Source organism: Burkholderia sp. HI2500 (assembly GCF_002223055.1).
Classification (GTDB): Bacteria; Pseudomonadota; Gammaproteobacteria; order Burkholderiales; family Burkholderiaceae; genus Burkholderia.
The window spans coordinates 1,362,122-1,380,557 of the sequence record NZ_NKFL01000006.1 but is presented as its reverse complement, the minus strand read 5'-3'; the positions used below and the strand labels follow the sequence as shown (position 1 = coordinate 1,380,557).

Below are 18,436 nucleotides of genomic sequence, written 5' to 3'. Positions count from 1 at the left end.
ACCATGCTCTTCAATACGCGTAAAGTCCGTCCGATCCTGCAGGACGAGGTGACGGAGTGCGGCCTGGCCTGCCTCGCGATGATCGCGTCGTGGCACGGGCGCGAAACCACGTTGCGCACGCTGCGCAACCGCTATCCGGTGCGGATCGATTCCGGGCTGTCGTTCTTCGACCTGATGGAGATCGCGAACGATCTCGGCCTGCGCGCACGCGGGCTGCAGTTCGACGCGGGCGAACTCGACGCGCTCAAGACGCCGTGCATCCTGCACTGGGGGATGAACCACTATGTCGTGCTGACGAAGGTCGGCTACGGCAGCGTGCACATCGTCGATCCCGCGCTCGGCGAGACGAAGCTGCCGCTCGCGCAGGCGCTCACGCACATCACCGGCTACGCGCTCGAGCTGAATCCGGACATCGGCTTCACGCGGTCGGGGCAGGCCGACCGGATCCGGCTGCGCGACTACCTCGAAGGGCTGACCGGCATCCGCAAGAGCCTCGCGATCGGCATCGCGGGCGGCGTCGCCGCGCAGCTCCTGCTGCTGCTCGGCCCGTCGTACGTACAGCTGACGATCGACGAAGCGCTGAAGAAGACCGACGTCGACATCCTGTACCTGCTGACGATCCTGTTCGCGATCGTGTTCCTGTTCGACACGCTGTACGCGAACCTCGTCGGCAACATCAAGAGCTACCTGCGCAACATCGTGTCGCAGCAGTTGTCGGCGAACATGGTCGGGCATCTCGCGCGGCTGCCGATCGGCTATTTCCTGTTCCACAACACCGGCGATTCGATCTCGCGCGTGTCGTCGGTGTCGGAGGTCGGGTGCTTTCTCGTCGATGGGCTGGTCGGCGGGCTGCTCAATATCGTCACCTGCACGCTGACGCTCGTGCTGATGCTGTACTACAGCCCGGTGCTGGCCGGCATCAGTCTCGCGGGGATGGTGCTGTTTGCGCTGAGCCGGCTCGCGATCCAGCCGCAGTTGCAGGACTCGATGTCGCAGATCCTCACGCGCGGCGCCGAGGCCGACGCGCTGCTGATCGAGAACATTCGCTCCGCGCACTCGATCAAGCTGCTGTCGGCCGAGACCGCGCGCAGCAGCCTGTGGGTGAACGCGTTCACGCAGAAGCTGCAGGCGATGCGTCAGCAGGAGCGGCTGCAGCTGCTGTTCGATGCGATCTCGAAGGGGATCGTGCACGTCGAGCAGCTCGTGATCGTCACGTACGGCGCGTGGCTCGTGATGCATGGGCAGAGCACGATCGGCGTGATCTACGCATTCATCCAGTACAAGAACCTGTTCGCCGACAAGTTCATCGACTCGATCCAGCTCTACGTGCGCCGCAAGGTGTTGCAGGTGCACATGGACCGCGTCGCGGACGTGCTGCAGACCGGGACGGAGGAGCCCGCGCCGGACGCGGTCGTGCGGCCGATCGACGGTTTCGACGGCGCGCTGGCGATCCGCGCGCTGTCGTACACGCCGAAGGGCGGCAACCGCCCGATCCTGCGCGACATCGCGCTCGACGTGCCGGCGGGCGGCAAGATCGCGATCGTCGGCCGCACCGGCAGCGGCAAGACGACGCTGCTGAACCTGATCTGCGGGCTCGTGCGGCCCGAGCCCGGCACGCTGTTCGTCGGCGGTGTGGATCTCGCGGAAGTGAACCTGCGGCAGTACCGCAAGCATCTCGCGGCCGTCACGCAGTCCGACCAGCTGTTTCGCGGGACGATCCGCGACAACATCACGAACTTCGCGCCCGCGCCGCGGATCGGCGCGATGTTCGATGCGGCGAAGCTCGCGTGCATTCACGACGAGATCGAGCGGCTCGACCATCGCTACGACACGCCGCTCGGCGATACGCAGAAATTCCTGTCGGCCGGCCAGATGCAGCGGCTCCTGATCGCACGCGCGCTGTATTGCGAGCCGCGCCTGCTGATCCTCGACGAATTTTCGTCGAACCTCGACCAGGCGACGACCCACGAGATCTGCCGCAACGTGCTGACGCTGCCGTGCACGATCGTGCTCGTCACGCACGACGCGTCGATCCTGTCGAGGGTCGACCGGATCTACGAGATGCAGGACGGCGTATTGACCGATGTGACCGACGCGTGGCGTTCGGCCGCGGAGACGCGATGATGCTCGGGCGACTTTTTCTGCTCAATCCGTTCTCGTACGCGTTCCTGGTGCGCCGCGCGGTGCGCGCCGTCGCGCTGCGCACGTCGCCCGCGCGCGGGCTGCGGCTGGTGCGCTGGTGCTCGGGCGCATGCCTGCGCTGCTTTCCGTGCATTCGCGAGTCGATCGAGCGTGCGGTCGCGTTCATGCTGGGCACGCACCTGAACGACGATCCGCGGCGCGTGCGGGAAGTGGCGGCGGCGATCGTGCGCGAGCTGTTCGAAGCGGAGTTCGCGGGGCTCAAGCTGCGGTCGCACAGCCTTGAATCGATGAAGTCGATGATCGATGGAATGGCGTGCGACGGCGACGCGCAACTGCAGGCGGCGCTCGCGCGCGGCGGCCCGCTGATGCTCGCGGGGCTGCACTTCGGCAACCTGATGCTGTTCGTCACGAAGCTGCGCTTCATGATTCCCGACGACCGCAAGCTGATGGTGATCCTGCACCGCGATGCGCCCGGCGCGTTCTTCGACGATGCACTGCGCCTCGTCGCCGAATACGGCGCCGGCGAAGTCGAGTTCATCGACATCGAGGAGCGCGTGCATCTGCGCCGGCTGATCACGAGCCTGCGGCGCGAGGCGCCGGTATTCCTGCTGTTCTCCGACCTGCACGGCAAGTTCGGCAAGACCAACCGCTGCCGGCTCGGTGGCCGCTGGGTGCGGATGGCCGGCGGCGGCGTGAAGCTCGCGGTCGAGCAGGGGATTCCGCTGCTCGTCGCGTATGCGACCGGCGTGCCGTTCCGCGATCGCTGCGCAGTGCATTTCACCGAACTCGCGGCCCGCCCGCTCGCGCCGATGCTCGGCGCGGACGACGACGCGTCGCCCGTGCGCGCGACGCACCAGCGCATCGTCGACCGGCTCGAGCAGGCGCTCGTGCGCCAGCCCGAGCAGTGGCATTTCTGGGAACACTTCACGCCTTACCTGATGCCGGCGCCGCTGCTCGATGCGGCCGCGCGGCGTCGCTCCTGACGAGCCCGCCCCATGCCGACCTGGAATTCCGCCCTTCGAGAACAGAAGCCGTCGCGCAAGCTCGCGCGCGGCACGACCTTCGGCACCGTGATCCACGGCGTCGTCGACGTGCCGGTGTCGATGCGGTTCTTCTGCTACCTGTCGCTTGCGATGTTCGCGATGTTCGTGACCGCGCTCGTCGAGCTGAGCTATGCGAACACCGAGAGCGTATCGGGGATGCTGACGCCGCGCTCGGGGCTGATCGGCGTCAGCGCGCCGCCGGGCTGGGCCGTGCGCGACGTCTACGTCGGCAAGGACCAGCACGTGAAGGCCGGCCAGCGGCTGCTCGCGGTGACGCGCGACACGAGCTTCGTGAGCCAGGCGAACAACGTGCAGGGGCTGCGCGCCGCGCTCGACCGGCAGCGCGTCGAGGTCACGCAGCAGATCGACGCGGCGCGGCTCGAATACAAGTCGTCGGTGCAGCAGATCAACCAGCAGATCGCCGCGCAGGGTGAAAGCCGCGGGCTGATCGACCGGCAGATCCAGGACCAGAAACGCATCGTCGACGAGTACGGCGAACGGCGCGCACGCGTGAAGCAGCTGCTCGACGAACAGGTCGTGACGCTCGAGCAGTACAACCAGGTCAACACGCAGTACCTGCAGGCCGGGCAGGCGTACCAGGATCTGCTGCTGCGCCGCGCAGAACTCGCGAAGAACGCGATGAAGCTGCGCGGCGACCTCGACACGATGCAGAGCAAGTACGACGGTGCGAACGCGGAACTGAAGATCAAGCAGGAGGAGCTGAACGCGAAGGAATACAACATCGACGAGAACGTGAACCAGGTGCTGTACGCGCCGGCCGACGGGCAGATCGTGCGGCTCGACGTCGTGCAGGGCGGCGTGATCGACCCGCCGGGCACGCGCGTCGTCGAGATCCTGCCCGCGAAGGCGGACGGGCTGATCGCCGAGGTCTACATTCCGTCGTCGAAGGCCGGCTTCGTGAAGAAGGGGCAGGAAGTGAAGGTGGCGTACGCCAGCTATCCGGTCGAGAAGTTCGGCACGTATCGCGGCAAGGTGCTGTCGATCTCGCCGGTCGCGTTTTCGGCGAAGGAGCTGAACCTGCCGGGCGATGCCGCCGCGCCGCAGACCTACTTCAAGACCTGGGTCGAGCTGGCCGACCGCACGCCGGCATTCGAAGGGCGGCCGCTGTCACTGCGCGCCGGGATGATGCTGAAGGCCGACATCGTGCTGGAGCGGCGCAGCCTGCTCGAATGGCTGTTCGAGCCGCTGTACCGCATCCGTCAGCGCCTGTTCGGCGTGCCGGCCTGAGCCGATGGCGAGCCGGGACAAGGACCGCCGCCGCGCGCGGCCGGGCACGGTGCGTCCGCTGTCGCGCTGGCTCGGCGCGACGCTGTTCGCGTGCGCGGCCGCCGCGCACGGCGCGCCGCAGCCGGACGGCGACGCTGCGCCACGCTGGCAGGCCGGCGCGGACGGAATCGGCTTCTGGCCGGGCGGCGACGCGGACGGGTTCGATGCGAGTGCGTGGGCGACTGATCCGGGGCCGGCCCGCGGCGGTCGCGGCGAGTCGGTCGATGTGTCGCCAGCCGATGCCGTACCGTTCACGGCACGCAAGATCACGCTCGGTCAGCGGACCCGCGGGGCGGGGCGCGCATGCGCGGCCACACGCGACGACGGCGCGGACGGCATCGGCTTCGACGACAACGGCTCGGCCGGCGGTTGCGAGCCGGCCGCGACACGCGATGCAACGGCGGATGACGCACCGGCGGGCGGTGTCGTCCACGCCGACCGGATGCCGTACGAGCTGCATCCGATCGACCCGTCGCGGCTGCCCGATCTGCCGGCCGCCCAGGCGCCGCCGCTGCTGACGCAGCTGATGGGCGACGACCGCAACATGGTCGGCCTCGGCTGGCACTTCGTCGGCACGACCGGCCGATCGACGCCGGTGACGACGCACACGGACGCACTCGGGCTGAACAGCTTCCAGAACCGGGGTTCGAGCCTGTCGCTCAGCAATACGAACACGCTGGCTTTCACGTTCACCCACTTTTTCTCGGAGAACTGGGCGGCCGAACTCGGCGCGGGCATTCCGCCGGTGCTGACGCTGCGCGGGCACGGCAGCATCGCGTTGCCGCTCGACCGGATCTTTTCCGGCGTCCAGGGGCGCTTTCCGCTGATCGACCTCGCGAATACGCAAAGCAACCCGCTCGCGACCACGCGCGCGTGGCTCGGCTCCGTCGTGTTCAAGTACTACCTCGGCGAGCGCGAGGATCGGTTCCGCCCGTTTGCGGGCATCGGCATCAGCTATACGCGCTTCACGAACACGAACCTGAATCCCGTGTTCCAGCGCAAGCTCGCGTCGCTCGGCGGGCTGCTCGCGGCGGGCGCGGACATCGGCAGCCTGCAGTCGCTGCTGCTCGACCCGTCGCTGTTCCAGCGGATCTGGGACGCCGGCGGCGACCTGCTGCTGTCGGGCAAGACCAATGTGTCGGCCAAGGTGAAGAGCGTGTGGGAGCCGGTGTTCACCGTCGGCGCGAGCTACCAGATCACGCGCCAGTTCTGGATCACCGGCATGGTGACCTATATCCCGTTACGGACGAAGATTACGCTGGACATCGACCAGCCGAATCGGCAACTCGCATCGAACACGTTCGATATTTCCGCGAACCCCGTGCTGGCCAGCGTGCTGCTCGCGTTCCGCTTCTGACCGGCGCGCCGGCCCTTTTTTCATGAATTTGACGCGCGACACTGAGATAATGTCAGCGTTTGGCTGCGTCAATGATGGAAGGAGGCCCCATGGGCGACAACGATACCCGCACCGAGACCGACGACCGCACCGATATGGAATCGATGGAGGCGCGCCAGCGCCGTTTCGAGGAAGATCTGGTCGACGCCTACGACGAAGAGCTCGAGATGGAGCTCGACGATCGCCGCTTCGACGACAGCGACGACCTGCTGTTTTCGCAGGAGCGCCGCGAGGCGCGCAAGGAGTATTTCCGCGAGCTGTTCCGGCTGCAGGGCGAGCTCGTGAAGCTGCAGGACTGGGTCGTGAGCACCGGGCACCGGCTCGTCGTCATTTTCGAGGGGCGCGACGCGGCCGGCAAGGGCGGTGCGATCAAGCGCATCACGCAGCGGCTGAACCCGCGCGTATGCCGCGTGGCGGCGCTCCCGGCGCCGAACAACCGCGAACGCACGCAATGGTATTTCCAGCGCTATGTCGCGCATCTGCCGGCCGGCGGCGAGATCGTGCTGTTCGACCGCAGCTGGTACAACCGCGCGGGCGTCGAGCGCGTGATGAACTTCTGTACCGACGAGGAATACGAGGAGTTTTTCCGTTCGGTGCCCGAGTTCGAAAAGATGCTGGTGCGTAGCGGGATCCAGATCGTCAAGTACTGGTTCTCGATCACCGATCACGAGCAGGAAGTGCGCTTCCAGAGCCGGATCGAGGATCCGCTCAAGCAGTGGAAGCTGAGCCCGATGGACCTCGAGAGCCGCCGCCGCTGGGAAGCCTACACCGCCGCGAAGGAAGAGATGCTGCAGCGCACGCACATTCCGGAAGCGCCGTGGTGGGTCGTGCAGGCCGTCGACAAGAAGCGCGCGCGGCTGAACTGCATTCACCACCTTCTGCAGCAGGTGCCGTATCACGAGGTGCCGCACGCACCGATCGACCTGCCGCCGCGTGAGCATCACGAGGATTACATCCGTCGACCGGTGCCGGACAACATGATCGTGCCGGACACTTACTGAACGGCCGGCACGGATTCGATGCCATGACCGGGCGCGCCGCGCAACGCGGCGCGCGTTACTCCCGGATCAGGAACGCGGTGCGGTCGCGCCCGACGATCCATGCGGGTGCACGGCCGCGGCCGCTCCATGTCGCGCCGGTTGCCGGGTCGCGATACTTCACGCCGACGGTGAACAGCTTCGCGCGATCGCTGTAACCCTGCCCGAAGATTTCCCGCGCGGTCAGCGCGTAGCTCGTGACGAGTTCGCGTACCTGCGCCAGCACCGCATTGCGTTCGCGGCTCCGCGCCGCCTTGATGCGCCGATCGAGTTCCGCAAGCTGGGCTTGCAGTGTCTGCACTTGATGCATGCGTCCGTTATCCCGTAGCTGAATTTTGATTATTGGCGACGCGTGACGAATCGCACGTCGGCACACCCGGCCTTGGCGTGCCGACTCGGCCGGTGGCGGTTGCGTGCTGCCTGTGCCGGCCTGCGGATAAAACGTATGCGGCGCGAGTCGCCGGGAACCCGGTGAGATTAAGTGGCAGCGTGCGGTTTTTCTATCGGACGTATCTGATTTTTCGGCGGAATTTGTCGGCAGCAGGAACGACGGGGCGGCCGGTTGCCGTTCGTCACAGATCGGGAAAGCCTGATCGCCCCTGCGTCAGGTCGAACAACTCGGTCCGCGCGTTCGCGTCGGCGGTCTCGGGCAGCTTGATCACGAGCTTGACCGTCATCCCGTACGCGCTGTCCACCAGTTCATAACCGGCCTGTTCGATCCAGCGGCGCACGCGCGCCTCCTCGGGATAGCCGATCTCGATGGCGAGCCGCGTGTAGCGGATGCGCTCGACGTGCTCGGCATCGAGCAGCGCTGACGCGATTGCATCGGTGTACGCGCGCACCAGCCCGCCCGCGCCGAGCTTCACGCCGCCGTAGTAACGGACGACCGCGCCGAGCACACCGTCGAGATCGTGATGGCGCAGCACTTCCAGGATCGGCCGGCCCGCCGTGCCGGACGGCTCGCCGTCGTCCGACATCCCCGACTGGCCGCCCGCCAGCAATGCCCAGCACACGTGCGTGGCGGCTGGATGTTCGTCACGCAGGCGTTGCAGTGCCTGCATCGCGGCGTCGCGGTCTTCGACGGGAATCGCGTAGGCGATGAAGCGGCTCTTGCGGATCTCGAGTTCCCGGATGTAGGTGGTGGCGAGCGAGTACATCATGCGTCGCGACGGGGAAAGTGTAGGGAAATCAAGGTGATGATGGGTGTCGGTTCTTTGGGTGCTGGCCGCGCAGGCAGTGGCCAGCCTGAAGACTGAATATTACCGTGGCGCGCGTCGAAGCCTTTCGATGCCGTCAGGGCCCGATCCGGGTGAGGTGCCGGATGCGGAATGGCGAAGTGCCACTGTGCATGGCGCGGCAGCGGCCGTTCCAATTTTTTCTCCGATGGTTCAAGCGCGCTATCACCGCGCGCCGACCGACGACCGCAGCGCCGCGCCCAGCGTGCGCAGCGCTTGCCGGGCCCGCGCATCGGTCAGGTTCGAGTAGAGCACCACGTCGCGCGCCGGCAAGGGCGGCAGCCCGTATCGCGCGCCCACGTCGACCGTCCCGACGGGCGCCACGCGATGCCCGAGCGCGGCGACGGCCAGCCCCGCGGACACCGCCGCGCCGATCGTCGCCACGCCGCCGCCGACGAACACTTCAGTCCACGCGACACCGGCTTCGTCCAGCGCGCCGATCGCCATGTGGCGCACGCTGCACGGCTCGGCCTGCGTCGCGAGCCGCAGCGGTTGCGGCGGATGGTATTCGAAATCGGTCGCGGCCATCCAGCCGAACGACGCCGACAGCAGGGTTTCCCCATCGAGCCGCCGGCTGTCGTGCTGTAGCGCGACGGCGGCATCGAGCTGGCCGCGATCGAACGCATCGAGCACGTCGCGCGACGCGGCGACCCGGATCTCCAGCACGAGCCCGGGTTCCGCTTCGCTCATGCGCCGAAGCAGCATCGGCAGATCGGCGCCGACGGCATGATGGCTCACGCCGATCACCAGCCGCCGCTGGCCGGCGCCGAACGCGCCGACCGCACCCTGGTGAGCCGCTACGAGCTCGCGCGCGGGTTCCAGGAACGCGGTGCCGTCGGCCGACAGGCGAACCTGCCGCGGCGTGCGTTCCAGCAAACGGCGGCCGAGGCCGTCTTCAAGTCGCTTGATCTTCAGGCTCACGGCGGACTGCGTCGTGTCCATCGCCTCGGCGGCCCGCGTGAAGCTCTTGAGGTCGGCGGTCAGCACGAACGCCTGCACGGCTTCGATGTCGAGCGTTTTCATCACGCACTCATCCATTAATAAAACGAATCATTGAAATATTCTGCCATCGTCTTTTCAAATGATTCAAGGTCTTCTACGCTGTTCTCGAGCCGTTCGGAATCTCCCTTGTCAATCCCAGGAGTCGATCATGCTGACCGCGTACTACGTGCACCGCCTGCCGGCGGACTACGACCTCGATATCATCCGCAATCGCGTGCGCGAGCGCGGCAGGCTCTGGGACGACACGCCGGATCTCGTGTTCAAGGGGTTTCTGCTGCGCGAGGCGGGCCGCTACGGTGCGACGGAAAACGGCTATGCGTCGCTTTATCTGTGGCGCAATGAACAGGCGTTCGCGGGGTTCGTCACGGACGGCCGCTATCGGGTCGTGACGGACAGTTTCGGACGCGCGCCGATCGATGTGCAGGTCGCGCTCGATGCGCGCAAGGGCAGTGCGTCGGCGGGACGCTTCGTGCGGCTGGAAGCCATCGACATTCCGGCGGACGCCGACCTCGATGCGACGCTGGCACAGGAGGTCGAGCGCAATCGCGACGTGGCGGCGCGGCAGGGTACGGTTGCGGCCGCCGTCAGCCTCGATCCGCTGCGCTGGCGGCTGACGCGCGTGCTCGTATCGGAGCAGGAGCAGGAGCGGGATGGCGGCGGCGCGGGCACGGTGTACCAGGTTTTGCATCTGGCCCGGCCGTTGCTCGATACGCTTGAAGGGAGCGGGGTGTGATGGCCGGCGCTGCGTTCCGATCGCGGGCCGGGCCGGCGGGTGGGGCCTGCGGCCCGGCATCCGCGCGATTGCCGGCCGGCCTGGTGATCGCCGCGCATCTGGCCGGGATGGCGGCGGGGATCGCCGCGATTGCCGCGCTCGCGACGGTGCTGGCGCTGTTGTTCCGGTGAGGTGCGCGTTTGCGGATGAGTGAATACGGAAGCGCCGCGCACGACGCACGCGGCGCTTCCGTTCTTCCTCTACCGCTCAGTGCCCCTGCAACCGGATATCCCGCGACGACGCACCGACGTACACCGTCCCGCCCGGCACCACGCGCCAGCCGTTACGCGACGTATCCCACACACTCTGCATCCGCGGCGACACGGTCACGTGCACACGCCGCGCCTCGCCCGGATTCAGCCGGATCTTCTCCCAGCCGACCAGCCGCTTCGGCGGCTCGTCCTTGTACGGCACGCCGAGATAGACCTGCGGCGTTTCCGCGCCGGCAACGCGCCCGTCGTTACGCACCGTGAACGCGACGCTCAGCGATCCGTCCCATTGCTTCGACACCGACAGCCCCGAATACGCGAAGTGCGTGTACGACAGCCCGTAGCCGAACTCGAACATCGGCTTGATGTTGTGCGCGTCATACCAGCGATAGCCCATGTTCAGCTTTTCCGCATAGACGGGATCGTTGTCGAACGCACCGTTTTGCCCCCAGGCCGGCGAATCCTGATCGCGCGCGGGGAACGTGACGGGCAGCTTGCCGGACGGATTGACCGCGCCGAACAACACGTTCGCGATCGCCTTGCCGCCGGCTTCGCCCGGATACCACGCCTCGACGATCGCGGAGACCTGGTCCTTCCACGGCATCAGCACCGGGTTGCCGCTCTGGACGACGACGATCGTGTGCGGATTCGCGCGCGCGACGGCTTCGACGAGCGCATCCTGGTTCGACGGGTTCGCGAGGCTCAGGCTCTGGAGATCACCGAAATCCTCGCCGGCCGGCTGCGCGACCACGACGATCGCGACGTCCGAGCGGCCCGCGAGTGCCGCGGCCTGGTCGATCTCCTGCTGCGTGTACGCGCGGAACGGCGACTGCTGATCGCTGTTGCCGGCATACGTGACCTGCGCGGCCGGCGCGAGCGCACGGATCGCCGCGACGATCGGCACGTCCACCTTCAGCCACGGATTGCGCCACCAGCTGCATCCCGTCGATGACCCGAACGTCAGGCCGCCGCAACCCGCGAACGATCCCGATACGGGGTCGCGCGTGTTGCCCGAGCCGCCGCCCGACAGCACGGCCGCATCGGCATGGCCGCCGATCACGGCGATACGCGACAGCGCCGACGCGGCGAGCGGCAACTGGTTGCCGTCGTTCTTCAGCAGCACGATCGACTGCTCGGAAGCGGCCTGCGCGAATCGGTTGCCGGCCGCGAAATCGATCGTGCCGCCGCCCTTGGCCGGATCGTCCATCACGCCGACGCGGATCATCACCGCGAGCTTACGGCGCACCATGTCGTCGAGGCGCGCGGTCGACACCGAGCCGTTCGCGATCGCCTGCTTGACCGCCGCCGGCGTCAGGTACACGCTCGGCCCGACGTCTTCTTCCTCGTCGAGCCCGGCGTTGATCGCGGCGGCGGTGCTGTGCGTGGCGCCCCAGTCGGACTGCACCTGGCCCTGGAAGCCCCATTCGTTCTTCAGCACGTCGTTCAGCAGATGGGGGTTCTCGCACGCATAGGTGCCGTTCAGGCGGTTGTAGCTGCACATCACGCTGCCGGGCCGGCCGCGCTTCGCGGCGATCTCGAACGGCAGCAGGTACAGCTCGCGCAGCGTGCGTTCGTCGATCTGCGTGTTGCCGCCCATCCGGCCGTGCTCCTGCTCGTTGCCGGCGTAGTGCTTGATGGTCGCGATGACTTTCTGCCGTTGCGTGGCCAGCGTGCGTTCGGCGAGCAGGTCGCCGGCCAGCAGCGGATCCTCGCCGAGATACTCGAACAGGCGGCCGCCGCGCGGTTCGCGCGCGAGGTTGGTGCCGCCGGCGAGGCCCATGCCGAATCCTTGCGCGCGCAACTGGATCGCGACCTGCTTGCCGTAGTCGTACGACAGGCGGCGATCCCAGCTCGCGGCGACGGCGATCGTCGCGGGGAACGTCGTGCTGGCCTGCGACGTGCTGCCGGAACCCGTCGCCGAATCGACCATGTTCAGGTCGGGAATGCCGAGGCGCGGCACACCCTGGATGTAGCCGGCGCCGCCGCCCGGCACCTTTGACATTTCGTATTGCGAATGAATGAATTGAAGTTTTTCGTCGAGCGTCATCTTGCGCACGAGCAGGTCAGCGCGCCGAACCGCCGCAGCCGACGCGAATGCATCGGTCGCGTCGCCCTGCGCGTTGAAATCGGCGTCGCCCGCATAGGCGGTGGTGCAGAGGGTCGCTGCCAGCACGACGGCCGGCCAGAGTGTGTCCCGCATGTTGCTCTCCATGATCGTATTGCCGGTTGTTCGGATGATGTCTGGAGCTGCGCACGTCCGGTGGATTCGCACCGGACGCAATTGGCTGGCGATGCTGGGTGGTTGCGCGTCGGCATGCCGGGCCAGGCGGGGAATCGTTACGGCCGGTTGGGCCCGATCGAACATCGAGGACGGCGACGCGGACCGCCCGACGCTGCCGAATCGGATGTAGCGATTCTCTGCAGCGACCAATCGTACAAATGTAGTTTGACTACAGCATCGGTGTTTCTACCGATACGTGTGATCTTTATTTCGTAGGGGCGCGTAGCGGGGCGGAAAGACGGTCATCGTTCCCGATCGAGCGTGCGCGGAGGAGTAAGAAGTACCCGTGTGCGAGCGTACGGAGGCGGCGGGCAATGAGGAGGCGTGTGGTCGCGCGGGACGGTTCGTTGCGCGCGCATCGAACGGAGCACCGTCGGATGCCGGCCGCCTCGCGCTAGCCGCGTCGTGCGAGCGGACTACCGGGAAGCGGAATCCCGGCGCGATAGACGACGGTGGCGAGTGCCGCGGCGACCGCCGCCTCGGCCGTCAGCACGGCGGCGGCTGCGCCCAGCTCGGCGAAGTACTTTGCGAGCACGGGTACCAGCACGATGTTCAGAACGCCCGATGACATCAGGATGCGCGTGAATGCGGACTTCATCCCGAGCGGCAGCATCGTCTGCACGCCGAACAGGTCGGTCATGCCGGCCATGAACGGAATGAAGGCCATCCAGCGCAGCACCTGGACCGTCGGTTCGTACGAAGGGCCATACAGGATGCGCACGGCGAGCGGCGCGCCGAAGAAGATCACGAGCGAGATGCCGAGCACCATCGCAACCTGCACGACGAACAGCTTGCGCAGGAACGAGAACGCATCGTTGCGCGCGTGCCGCATCAGGTAGTTGATGCGCGGATAGGTGGCGGCCTTCAGCGGTTGCAGCATGCTGAGCGCCGCACGGATCAGCTTGTCGCCGGCGGCGAAGTAGCCTGCCGCGACGTTGCCCGATACGAAGCCGAGCAGTACGGTGTTGGTCGACGCATAGAACGCGATGGACGTCGACGCGAGGAACACCTGCCAGCCGCCTTTCAGCGATTCCGCGACGTCGGAGAACTCCACGCGAATGAAGTCGATTTCGCGCTGCGCATACAGGTAGATGGCCAGCACGATCGCGGACAGCGTCGGGACGGCTGCGTTGACGATCATCGCGCGGTCGATGTCTGCCGGGCTGTGCACGAGCGCGAACATCGCGGGCAGGCTCAGGATGCGGCCGATGAACAGGATCACGCTCAGCGCGCGCAGTTTCTCCATGCCCTGGAAATACCAGCCTGGCGTGAACGCCACGCCGGCCACCATGCCGAAACCGATCAGTAGCAGATCGCGGTCCTCGCCGAAGCGCTTGAACAGGAAAGTCAGCGCGACCAGCACGATGAAGCAGATCATGGCGATGCCGATCTGTGCGTACAACGTCGCCCAGAAGATACGGGAGCGCTCCGCGCGGTCGTCGCGGGCGAGCGCGATGCGCGGCGTGGCGGTCAGGTCGAAGCTGTAGCTCGTGCAGTTGGTCAGGTAGGCGATGACCGCGAGCGAGAACGCGAGTTGGCCGTAGCCTTCAGGCCCCAGTGCGTGCGTCAGCAGCGGTGCGATCAGCAGCGGCACCGCGTACATCGAAATCTGCAACGTCAGCAGCAGCAGGAAGTTCTTCTTGAGGTTAGACATTCGCTCGGTCGGCGCCGTGGGTGTCGCGGTGCGGCGGCATGGGGCCGCGGTGCGCGTGTGCAGCCGGTCGGCGCTGACCCGGATGCATGGGTGGGTGGCGCGTCCGGCGTCGCCGGGCACGGCCACATCATCGTATGGCGGCCATGATACCGGCGGCACGAGACGACTGTGTTCGCGAGCCTACCGTTCGCGGATGCCGTGCGCGCGGCATGCGTGGATCCCGACACCGCGCACGCCGTCGCGCGTCGTCGGATCGCGACAGTGACGAATCCATTTGTAAGCTGGCGCACCGAAGGACGCTCGAACCGGGTGCTTTAATCGAGTGCACAGTTTTGGTTCACGGCGCACGGGTTCCCGGCGCAGACCGTGACGGCGTGCCAGGCACACAACATCACCTCCCGCGGGCATGCGGGCAGGGCAACGGACGAAACAGGGCGGGCCGCGCAGGGGCGCGGACGGGGGCGCCGTCGTGTGTTCGCCGAGCAGTCGCACGATCGTGGAATCGCTCATTTCGGTGGAGCCGCCGGAACACGCGTCCGCGTCCGATAAAAATACCGATCCGAGGAGTACCGATTGAAGCCGATTACGTTCGGCAGCTGCGTGGGGTGGCTGCACGAGGGACAGACGACACAAGGGGTGGTCCTGTGCGAAGCATTGGGCCACGAGGCATCGTGGACGCACAAGTTCATGCGGGCGATCGCCGAGCGCCTTGCCAGTAACGGTGTCACGGTGTTGCGATTCAACTATCCGTGCAGCGGTGACTCCGCGGGCGACGATCTCGATGCCGGTCGGTATGCCGCGTGCATCGACAGCATTCACGATGCGATCGGCATGCTGCGCGACCAGGTCGGTGTCGCGTCGCTAACGCTCGTCGGAATCCGTGCGGGCGCGCTGTTCGCGATGCTGGCCGCCGCAGGCAACGGCCAGCGCCCGTCGCCGCGCGTCGACGCATTGGCGGCGTTCGCGCCCGTCGTGCGTGGGCGTGCGTACCTCCGCGAGATGTCGTTCGTGCATCGGCAGTGGCTCGACATCACGTCGCCGGCCATTCGTGCCGCACATCGCGACGAACCGTGCATGAACGTGCTCGGGCACCGCTTTCCCGACGATTTCGTCGATGCGCTGAAGGCGGTCGATTTGTGCGACGTCGTGCGCGATGCAGCGACGTTGCCCGGCGCGATGCTGCTGATCGATCCCGATCAGGGGGACGGTCCTGCGTTGCGCGATGCACTGCTCGCTCGCGGCGTCGACGTGGCGACCGACTCGTTCCGCGAATGGTCGACGACGATGCTGGACGGCACGCGCTCGCGCTTGCCGCTCGACGCGATCGACACGCTCGTCAACTGGATCGCCGAACGGGCACCGCACGTGGCGACTCGCATCGACCCCGCGCGGCCGCTGGATCCGTCATGGAATGGCGAGTCGGCTGTCGCGCTCGACATGACGGACATGACCGAGCAGGTCGTCGCGGTAGGGCCGGACCGGGTGGTCGGCGTGCTGTGCCGTCCCGCCGATACGGGGCCGGCAAATCCCGTCGCGCCGGCACTCGTGATCGCGAACACGTCGACGAATCCGCGCAGCGGAGAAGGGCGCTTCAGCGTGCGCCTCGCGCGGACGCTCGCACGCGCCGGCGTGACGACGCTGAGGATCGACGTGCATGGCGTGGGCGACAGCGGGGTTGCCGCGCCCGACGACCAGGCGCCGGTCGTGTATTCACCGCAGTCGAGCGACGACGTGGCAGCCGCCGCCGACTGGCTGCGTGCACTCGGCTACCCGGAGGTGATCGCAACCGGCATCTGTTCGGGCGCCTATGCGGCATTGCATGCGGCCGTGAAGACGCCGTCGCTCGGCGGCGTGATCGCGATCAACCTGGCGCGTTTCGTGTGGCCGGCCGGGCTCTCGCTGGAGGCGGTGCAGAAGCAGCGGAACAATTCGGTGCGCGGCTACTGGCTATCGGTGCGCGACTGGAAAAAGTGGAAGGGCCTCGTGCGCGAACGGCGCGATTTGCGGCCGATCGTGGCGGCCGTCGCCGCCAATGCGATCGCGCGGGTCAGCGTGCCGTTGAAAGAGGCCGCCGCGCGCTTCGGCTGGAAGCCGCGCGCCGGCACACCACGCGGCGTGATGCACGTGCTGGCACAACGCAATGTCCGGACGACGCTGGTGTACGGCGCGCTCGATCCCGGCATCGACGACGTGCGGCGCCACTTCGGTGCGATCGAGCGCGCGTTCAGGCACTCGCGTCACGTGCGACTGCATCTCGAGCCGCAGGTCGATCACGCGGTGTACGGCGCGGTCGGCACGGACATCGTGATCGGGCTGTGCATGCAGGCACTCGGCCGTGATTCGGCGAGGTCGGTCGTGCGCGTTGCCGATCCTGCCACGCTCGACGCGGCCGCAGGGTCGTACGGGAGCGTGTCGGTCGGCAGGCCGTGACGTGCGCTGTGCCGCATGCGTTGCATGCAGCGGCGCGTTGGGGTGCGATCGCGCCCGCGTATGAAGATGGGCGTTCGGTGAGGTTGCTCACAGACGCGCCGTTTGCCGTGGTGTCCAATCCCTTATCGATGCATGCGCGGTCATGCCGAGGCATGACCGGCGGGTGCTTCAGTCCGGCTCGGCTGGCGCGTCATAGGGTGATTTCGCGTAGGGCGATGCGTACAACGTGTTGCTGCCCCATACGTCGTCGGCCGGTGTACTGGCCACCTGCGCGCGGTGCGGGCGCGCCGGGACGAGCGGCCGGCGCAACGTGCTGTGGGCGCGCGGGTCGGGCTGGACGGCGGCGCTCGCGGCGGAACGCGTGAGCGCGGGTGCGGCAGCCGCGGCCGCGCGTGCGACCGCCGCTTGCGCCGAACGTTGTGGCGGCACCAGGCCCGGTAGCGTCGACGACGCAAGGGACGGAGTGTCGGCGGGGCTGCTGGACAGCGTCTGCGCACCGGCGGCACAGACGAACCCGGCCGACACGATGCAGACGAACGACGAAAGCGATGAAGAGAAGTTCATGACGAATCGTATGGAGTGACGTGCGGTGAAGAGGGCGGTGCGGCGATGCAATGCGAGCCGCGCTGGGCAAGCGTAATGCCGGAATTCGCCGCGTTCGGCGGGTTACCGCACAGTTTTGGAAGGACATCATGTCAATCACCACGCAACCGGAATCGACGCTCGGCACGCCGAGGCCCCGTCGGGCCGACGCCCGTCGCGCACCGTGGCAGTCGCGCCTGGCGATCGCGGCCGCCGCGTGCGCACTGAGCGCATGCGCGCTGTCGCCCGGCATGACTTATCACCCGCCGGCCGAGCGCGACTCGAATGCGCGCGTGAGCGCCGACGCATCGGGATCGGGCGGCCTCGACGGCGTGCAGAACGTGTCGAGCGAGGATCTGATCGAGATCACGCCGGCCTTCGTCGCGCAACACCATGCGGGGCGGCCGGCCAACGTCGACGCGGAAATCCGCCAGCTGTTCGGCAAGCCGATGCCGTACACGATCGGCCCTGGCGATGTGCTGGGCATCGTCGTATGGGACCACCCGGAGTTGAACCTGCCGACGACGCAGACGGTCGGTGGCGGCGACGGGGTCGGCGCCAGCTCGGTCGCGACGGGCTATACGGTCGACGCGAACGGCAACGTGCAGTTCGCTTACGCGGGCCTCGTTCACGTGGCCGGGTTGACCGAGGCACAGGCAGGCGCGCTGCTGATGAAGCGGCTCGGCGAATACGTGCGCAAGCCGCAGCTCTCGCTACGCGTGCAGAGCTACCGCAGCAAGCGCGTCTATCTCGACGGCGAGGTGCGCACGCCGGGTCTGCAGATCGTCAACGACATGCCGATGACGCTGCCCGAGGCGATCGACCGTGCGGGCGGTTTCACCCCGACGGCAGACCGCTCGCAGGTTTCGGTGACGCGCGGCGACAAGACCGTAAACGTGAGCCTGCCCGCATTGATCTCGGCGGGCGTGAATCCGTCGAACATCCTGTTGCGCGACGGCGATCTCGTGCGCGTGCGCGCGGCGAGCGACGCGAAGGTGTTCGTGCTCGGCGAGGTGTCGCGACCCGCGACGCTGACATTGACCGACGGCCGGATGAGCCTCGGCGAGGCGCTCGGCGACACGGGCGGCGTAAGTCAGTACACGTCCGACGCGCGCCAGGTGTTCGTCGTGCGCCGTGGCCCGGACAACCGTCCGCGGGTGTACCACCTCGACGGCAGCTCGCCCGCGTCGTTCGCGCTCGCCGACCAGTTTCCGCTCGAGCGGCGCGACGTCGTGTTCGTCGATGCGTCGTCGCTCGTGCGCTGGAGCCGCGTCGTGAACCTGCTGATTCCATCGTCCGCGCAAGGTGCGCTGACGGCGAAGGCCATTTCGCCGTGATGCTCGCGGCGGATTTTGTGACCGCGACG

At 67.3% G+C, this 18,436-nt stretch carries 15 protein-coding genes; 9 read left to right on the top strand and 6 right to left on the bottom strand.

What is annotated here, in order from left to right; genetic code table 11:
• The first annotated feature begins 3 nt into the window (after nt 1–3).
• The 5 genes from CFB45_RS23925 (at nt 4) to ppk2 (ending at nt 6,869) form a co-directional block, all read left to right on the top strand.
• Nucleotides 4–2,124 (top strand): peptidase domain-containing ABC transporter, encoded by a 2,121-nt coding sequence (locus CFB45_RS23925; RefSeq protein WP_089427683.1) that lies wholly within the window; start codon nt 4–6, stop codon nt 2,122–2,124.
• Nucleotides 2,121–3,125 carry a hypothetical protein gene (locus CFB45_RS23920; protein WP_179255097.1) on the top strand — a complete coding sequence of 335 codons (1,005 nt, stop codon included), beginning with the start codon at nt 2,121–2,123 and terminating at the stop codon, nt 3,123–3,125. The genes CFB45_RS23925 and CFB45_RS23920 overlap by 4 nt, the downstream gene beginning before the upstream one ends.
• 12 nt (nt 3,126–3,137) lie before the next feature.
• Nucleotides 3,138–4,433: an HlyD family secretion protein gene (locus CFB45_RS23915; RefSeq protein ID WP_089427682.1), complete on the top strand. Its 1,296-nt coding sequence runs from the start codon at nt 3,138–3,140 to the stop codon at nt 4,431–4,433.
• Between the two features lie 4 nt (nt 4,434–4,437).
• Complete coding sequence (locus tag CFB45_RS23910; RefSeq protein WP_089427681.1) at nt 4,438–5,829, top strand: OmpW/AlkL family protein; 1,392 nt, start codon at nt 4,438–4,440, stop codon at nt 5,827–5,829.
• 89 nt (nt 5,830–5,918) lie between these two features.
• A complete protein-coding gene (ppk2, locus tag CFB45_RS23905; protein ID WP_089427680.1) occupies nt 5,919–6,869 on the top strand; it encodes a polyphosphate kinase 2 in 951 nt (316 codons plus the stop codon).
• Nucleotides 6,870–6,924: 55 nt separating this feature from the next.
• Here ppk2 and CFB45_RS23900 read toward each other — a convergent pair whose 3' ends face one another.
• From CFB45_RS23900 to CFB45_RS23890, 3 genes are all read right to left on the bottom strand, one after another.
• Entirely contained in the window at nt 6,925–7,215 is a 291-nt protein-coding gene (locus tag CFB45_RS23900) for an H-NS histone family protein (RefSeq protein ID WP_089427679.1), read from the bottom strand.
• Between the two features lie 262 nt (nt 7,216–7,477).
• Entirely contained in the window at nt 7,478–8,065 is a 588-nt protein-coding gene (locus tag CFB45_RS23895; protein ID WP_089427678.1) for an IMPACT family protein, read from the bottom strand.
• Nucleotides 8,066–8,305: 240 nt separating this feature from the next.
• The gene (locus tag CFB45_RS23890) at nt 8,306–9,163 is read right to left on the bottom strand and encodes a LysR family transcriptional regulator (protein ID WP_089429117.1); all 858 of its coding nucleotides are present in this window, start codon (nt 9,161–9,163) and stop codon (nt 8,306–8,308) included.
• 127 nt (nt 9,164–9,290) lie between these two features.
• Between CFB45_RS23890 and CFB45_RS23885 the strand changes: the two genes are divergently transcribed.
• Together CFB45_RS23885 and CFB45_RS39085 are read left to right on the top strand one after the other, a co-directional pair.
• Complete coding sequence (locus tag CFB45_RS23885; protein ID WP_179255096.1) at nt 9,291–9,875, top strand: DUF4865 family protein; 585 nt, start codon at nt 9,291–9,293, stop codon at nt 9,873–9,875.
• Nucleotides 9,875–10,045 (top strand): hypothetical protein, encoded by a 171-nt coding sequence (locus tag CFB45_RS39085; protein ID WP_174971639.1) that lies wholly within the window; start codon nt 9,875–9,877, stop codon nt 10,043–10,045. The genes CFB45_RS23885 and CFB45_RS39085 overlap by 1 nt, the downstream gene beginning before the upstream one ends.
• A 76-nt stretch (nt 10,046–10,121) precedes the next feature.
• On the opposite strand, the gene CFB45_RS23880 is transcribed toward CFB45_RS39085, so the two are convergent.
• Both CFB45_RS23880 and CFB45_RS23875 read right to left on the bottom strand, forming a co-directional pair.
• Nucleotides 10,122–12,323 carry a glycoside hydrolase family 3 C-terminal domain-containing protein gene (locus tag CFB45_RS23880; RefSeq protein WP_089429116.1) on the bottom strand — a complete coding sequence of 734 codons (2,202 nt, stop codon included), beginning with the start codon at nt 12,321–12,323 and terminating at the stop codon, nt 10,122–10,124.
• 475 nt (nt 12,324–12,798) lie between these two features.
• The gene (locus tag CFB45_RS23875; protein ID WP_089427676.1) at nt 12,799–14,058 is read right to left on the bottom strand and encodes an oligosaccharide flippase family protein; all 1,260 of its coding nucleotides are present in this window, start codon (nt 14,056–14,058) and stop codon (nt 12,799–12,801) included.
• A gap of 573 nt (nt 14,059–14,631) precedes the next feature.
• Between CFB45_RS23875 and CFB45_RS23870 the strand changes: the two genes are divergently transcribed.
• On the top strand, nt 14,632–16,488 hold the full coding sequence (locus CFB45_RS23870; RefSeq protein ID WP_089427675.1) for an alpha/beta hydrolase family protein: 1,857 nt from the start codon (nt 14,632–14,634) through the stop codon (nt 16,486–16,488).
• 168 nt (nt 16,489–16,656) lie between these two features.
• Here CFB45_RS23870 and CFB45_RS23865 read toward each other — a convergent pair whose 3' ends face one another.
• Nucleotides 16,657–17,052, bottom strand: a complete 396-nt coding sequence (locus CFB45_RS23865) for a hypothetical protein (RefSeq protein WP_089427674.1) — start codon at nt 17,050–17,052, stop codon at nt 16,657–16,659.
• A gap of 128 nt (nt 17,053–17,180) precedes the next feature.
• On the opposite strand from CFB45_RS23865, the gene CFB45_RS23860 reads away from it, so the two are divergent.
• Entirely contained in the window at nt 17,181–18,407 is a 1,227-nt protein-coding gene (locus CFB45_RS23860; RefSeq protein WP_089427673.1) for a polysaccharide biosynthesis/export family protein, read from the top strand.
• Nucleotides 18,408–18,436: the final 29 nt, after the last annotated feature.

Coding starts and splice junctions, on each gene's coding strand:
- CFB45_RS23925 (WP_089427683.1), top strand. CDS start 4: ATGCTCTTCAATACGCGTAAAGTCCGTCCGATCCTGCAGGACGAGGTG.
- CFB45_RS23920 (WP_179255097.1), top strand. CDS start 2,121: ATGATGCTCGGGCGACTTTTTCTGCTCAATCCGTTCTCGTACGCGTTC.
- CFB45_RS23915 (WP_089427682.1), top strand. CDS start 3,138: ATGCCGACCTGGAATTCCGCCCTTCGAGAACAGAAGCCGTCGCGCAAG.
- CFB45_RS23910 (WP_089427681.1), top strand. CDS start 4,438: ATGGCGAGCCGGGACAAGGACCGCCGCCGCGCGCGGCCGGGCACGGTG.
- ppk2 (WP_089427680.1), top strand. CDS start 5,919: ATGGGCGACAACGATACCCGCACCGAGACCGACGACCGCACCGATATG.
- CFB45_RS23900 (WP_089427679.1), bottom strand. CDS start 7,215: ATGCATCAAGTGCAGACACTGCAAGCCCAGCTTGCGGAACTCGATCGG.
- CFB45_RS23895 (WP_089427678.1), bottom strand. CDS start 8,065: ATGATGTACTCGCTCGCCACCACCTACATCCGGGAACTCGAGATCCGC.
- CFB45_RS23890 (WP_089429117.1), bottom strand. CDS start 9,163: ATGAAAACGCTCGACATCGAAGCCGTGCAGGCGTTCGTGCTGACCGCC.
- CFB45_RS23885 (WP_179255096.1), top strand. CDS start 9,291: ATGCTGACCGCGTACTACGTGCACCGCCTGCCGGCGGACTACGACCTC.
- CFB45_RS39085 (WP_174971639.1), top strand. CDS start 9,875: ATGGCCGGCGCTGCGTTCCGATCGCGGGCCGGGCCGGCGGGTGGGGCC.
- CFB45_RS23880 (WP_089429116.1), bottom strand. CDS start 12,323: ATGCGGGACACACTCTGGCCGGCCGTCGTGCTGGCAGCGACCCTCTGC.
- CFB45_RS23875 (WP_089427676.1), bottom strand. CDS start 14,058: ATGTCTAACCTCAAGAAGAACTTCCTGCTGCTGCTGACGTTGCAGATT.
- CFB45_RS23865 (WP_089427674.1), bottom strand. CDS start 17,052: ATGAACTTCTCTTCATCGCTTTCGTCGTTCGTCTGCATCGTGTCGGCC.
- CFB45_RS23860 (WP_089427673.1), top strand. CDS start 17,181: ATGTCAATCACCACGCAACCGGAATCGACGCTCGGCACGCCGAGGCCC.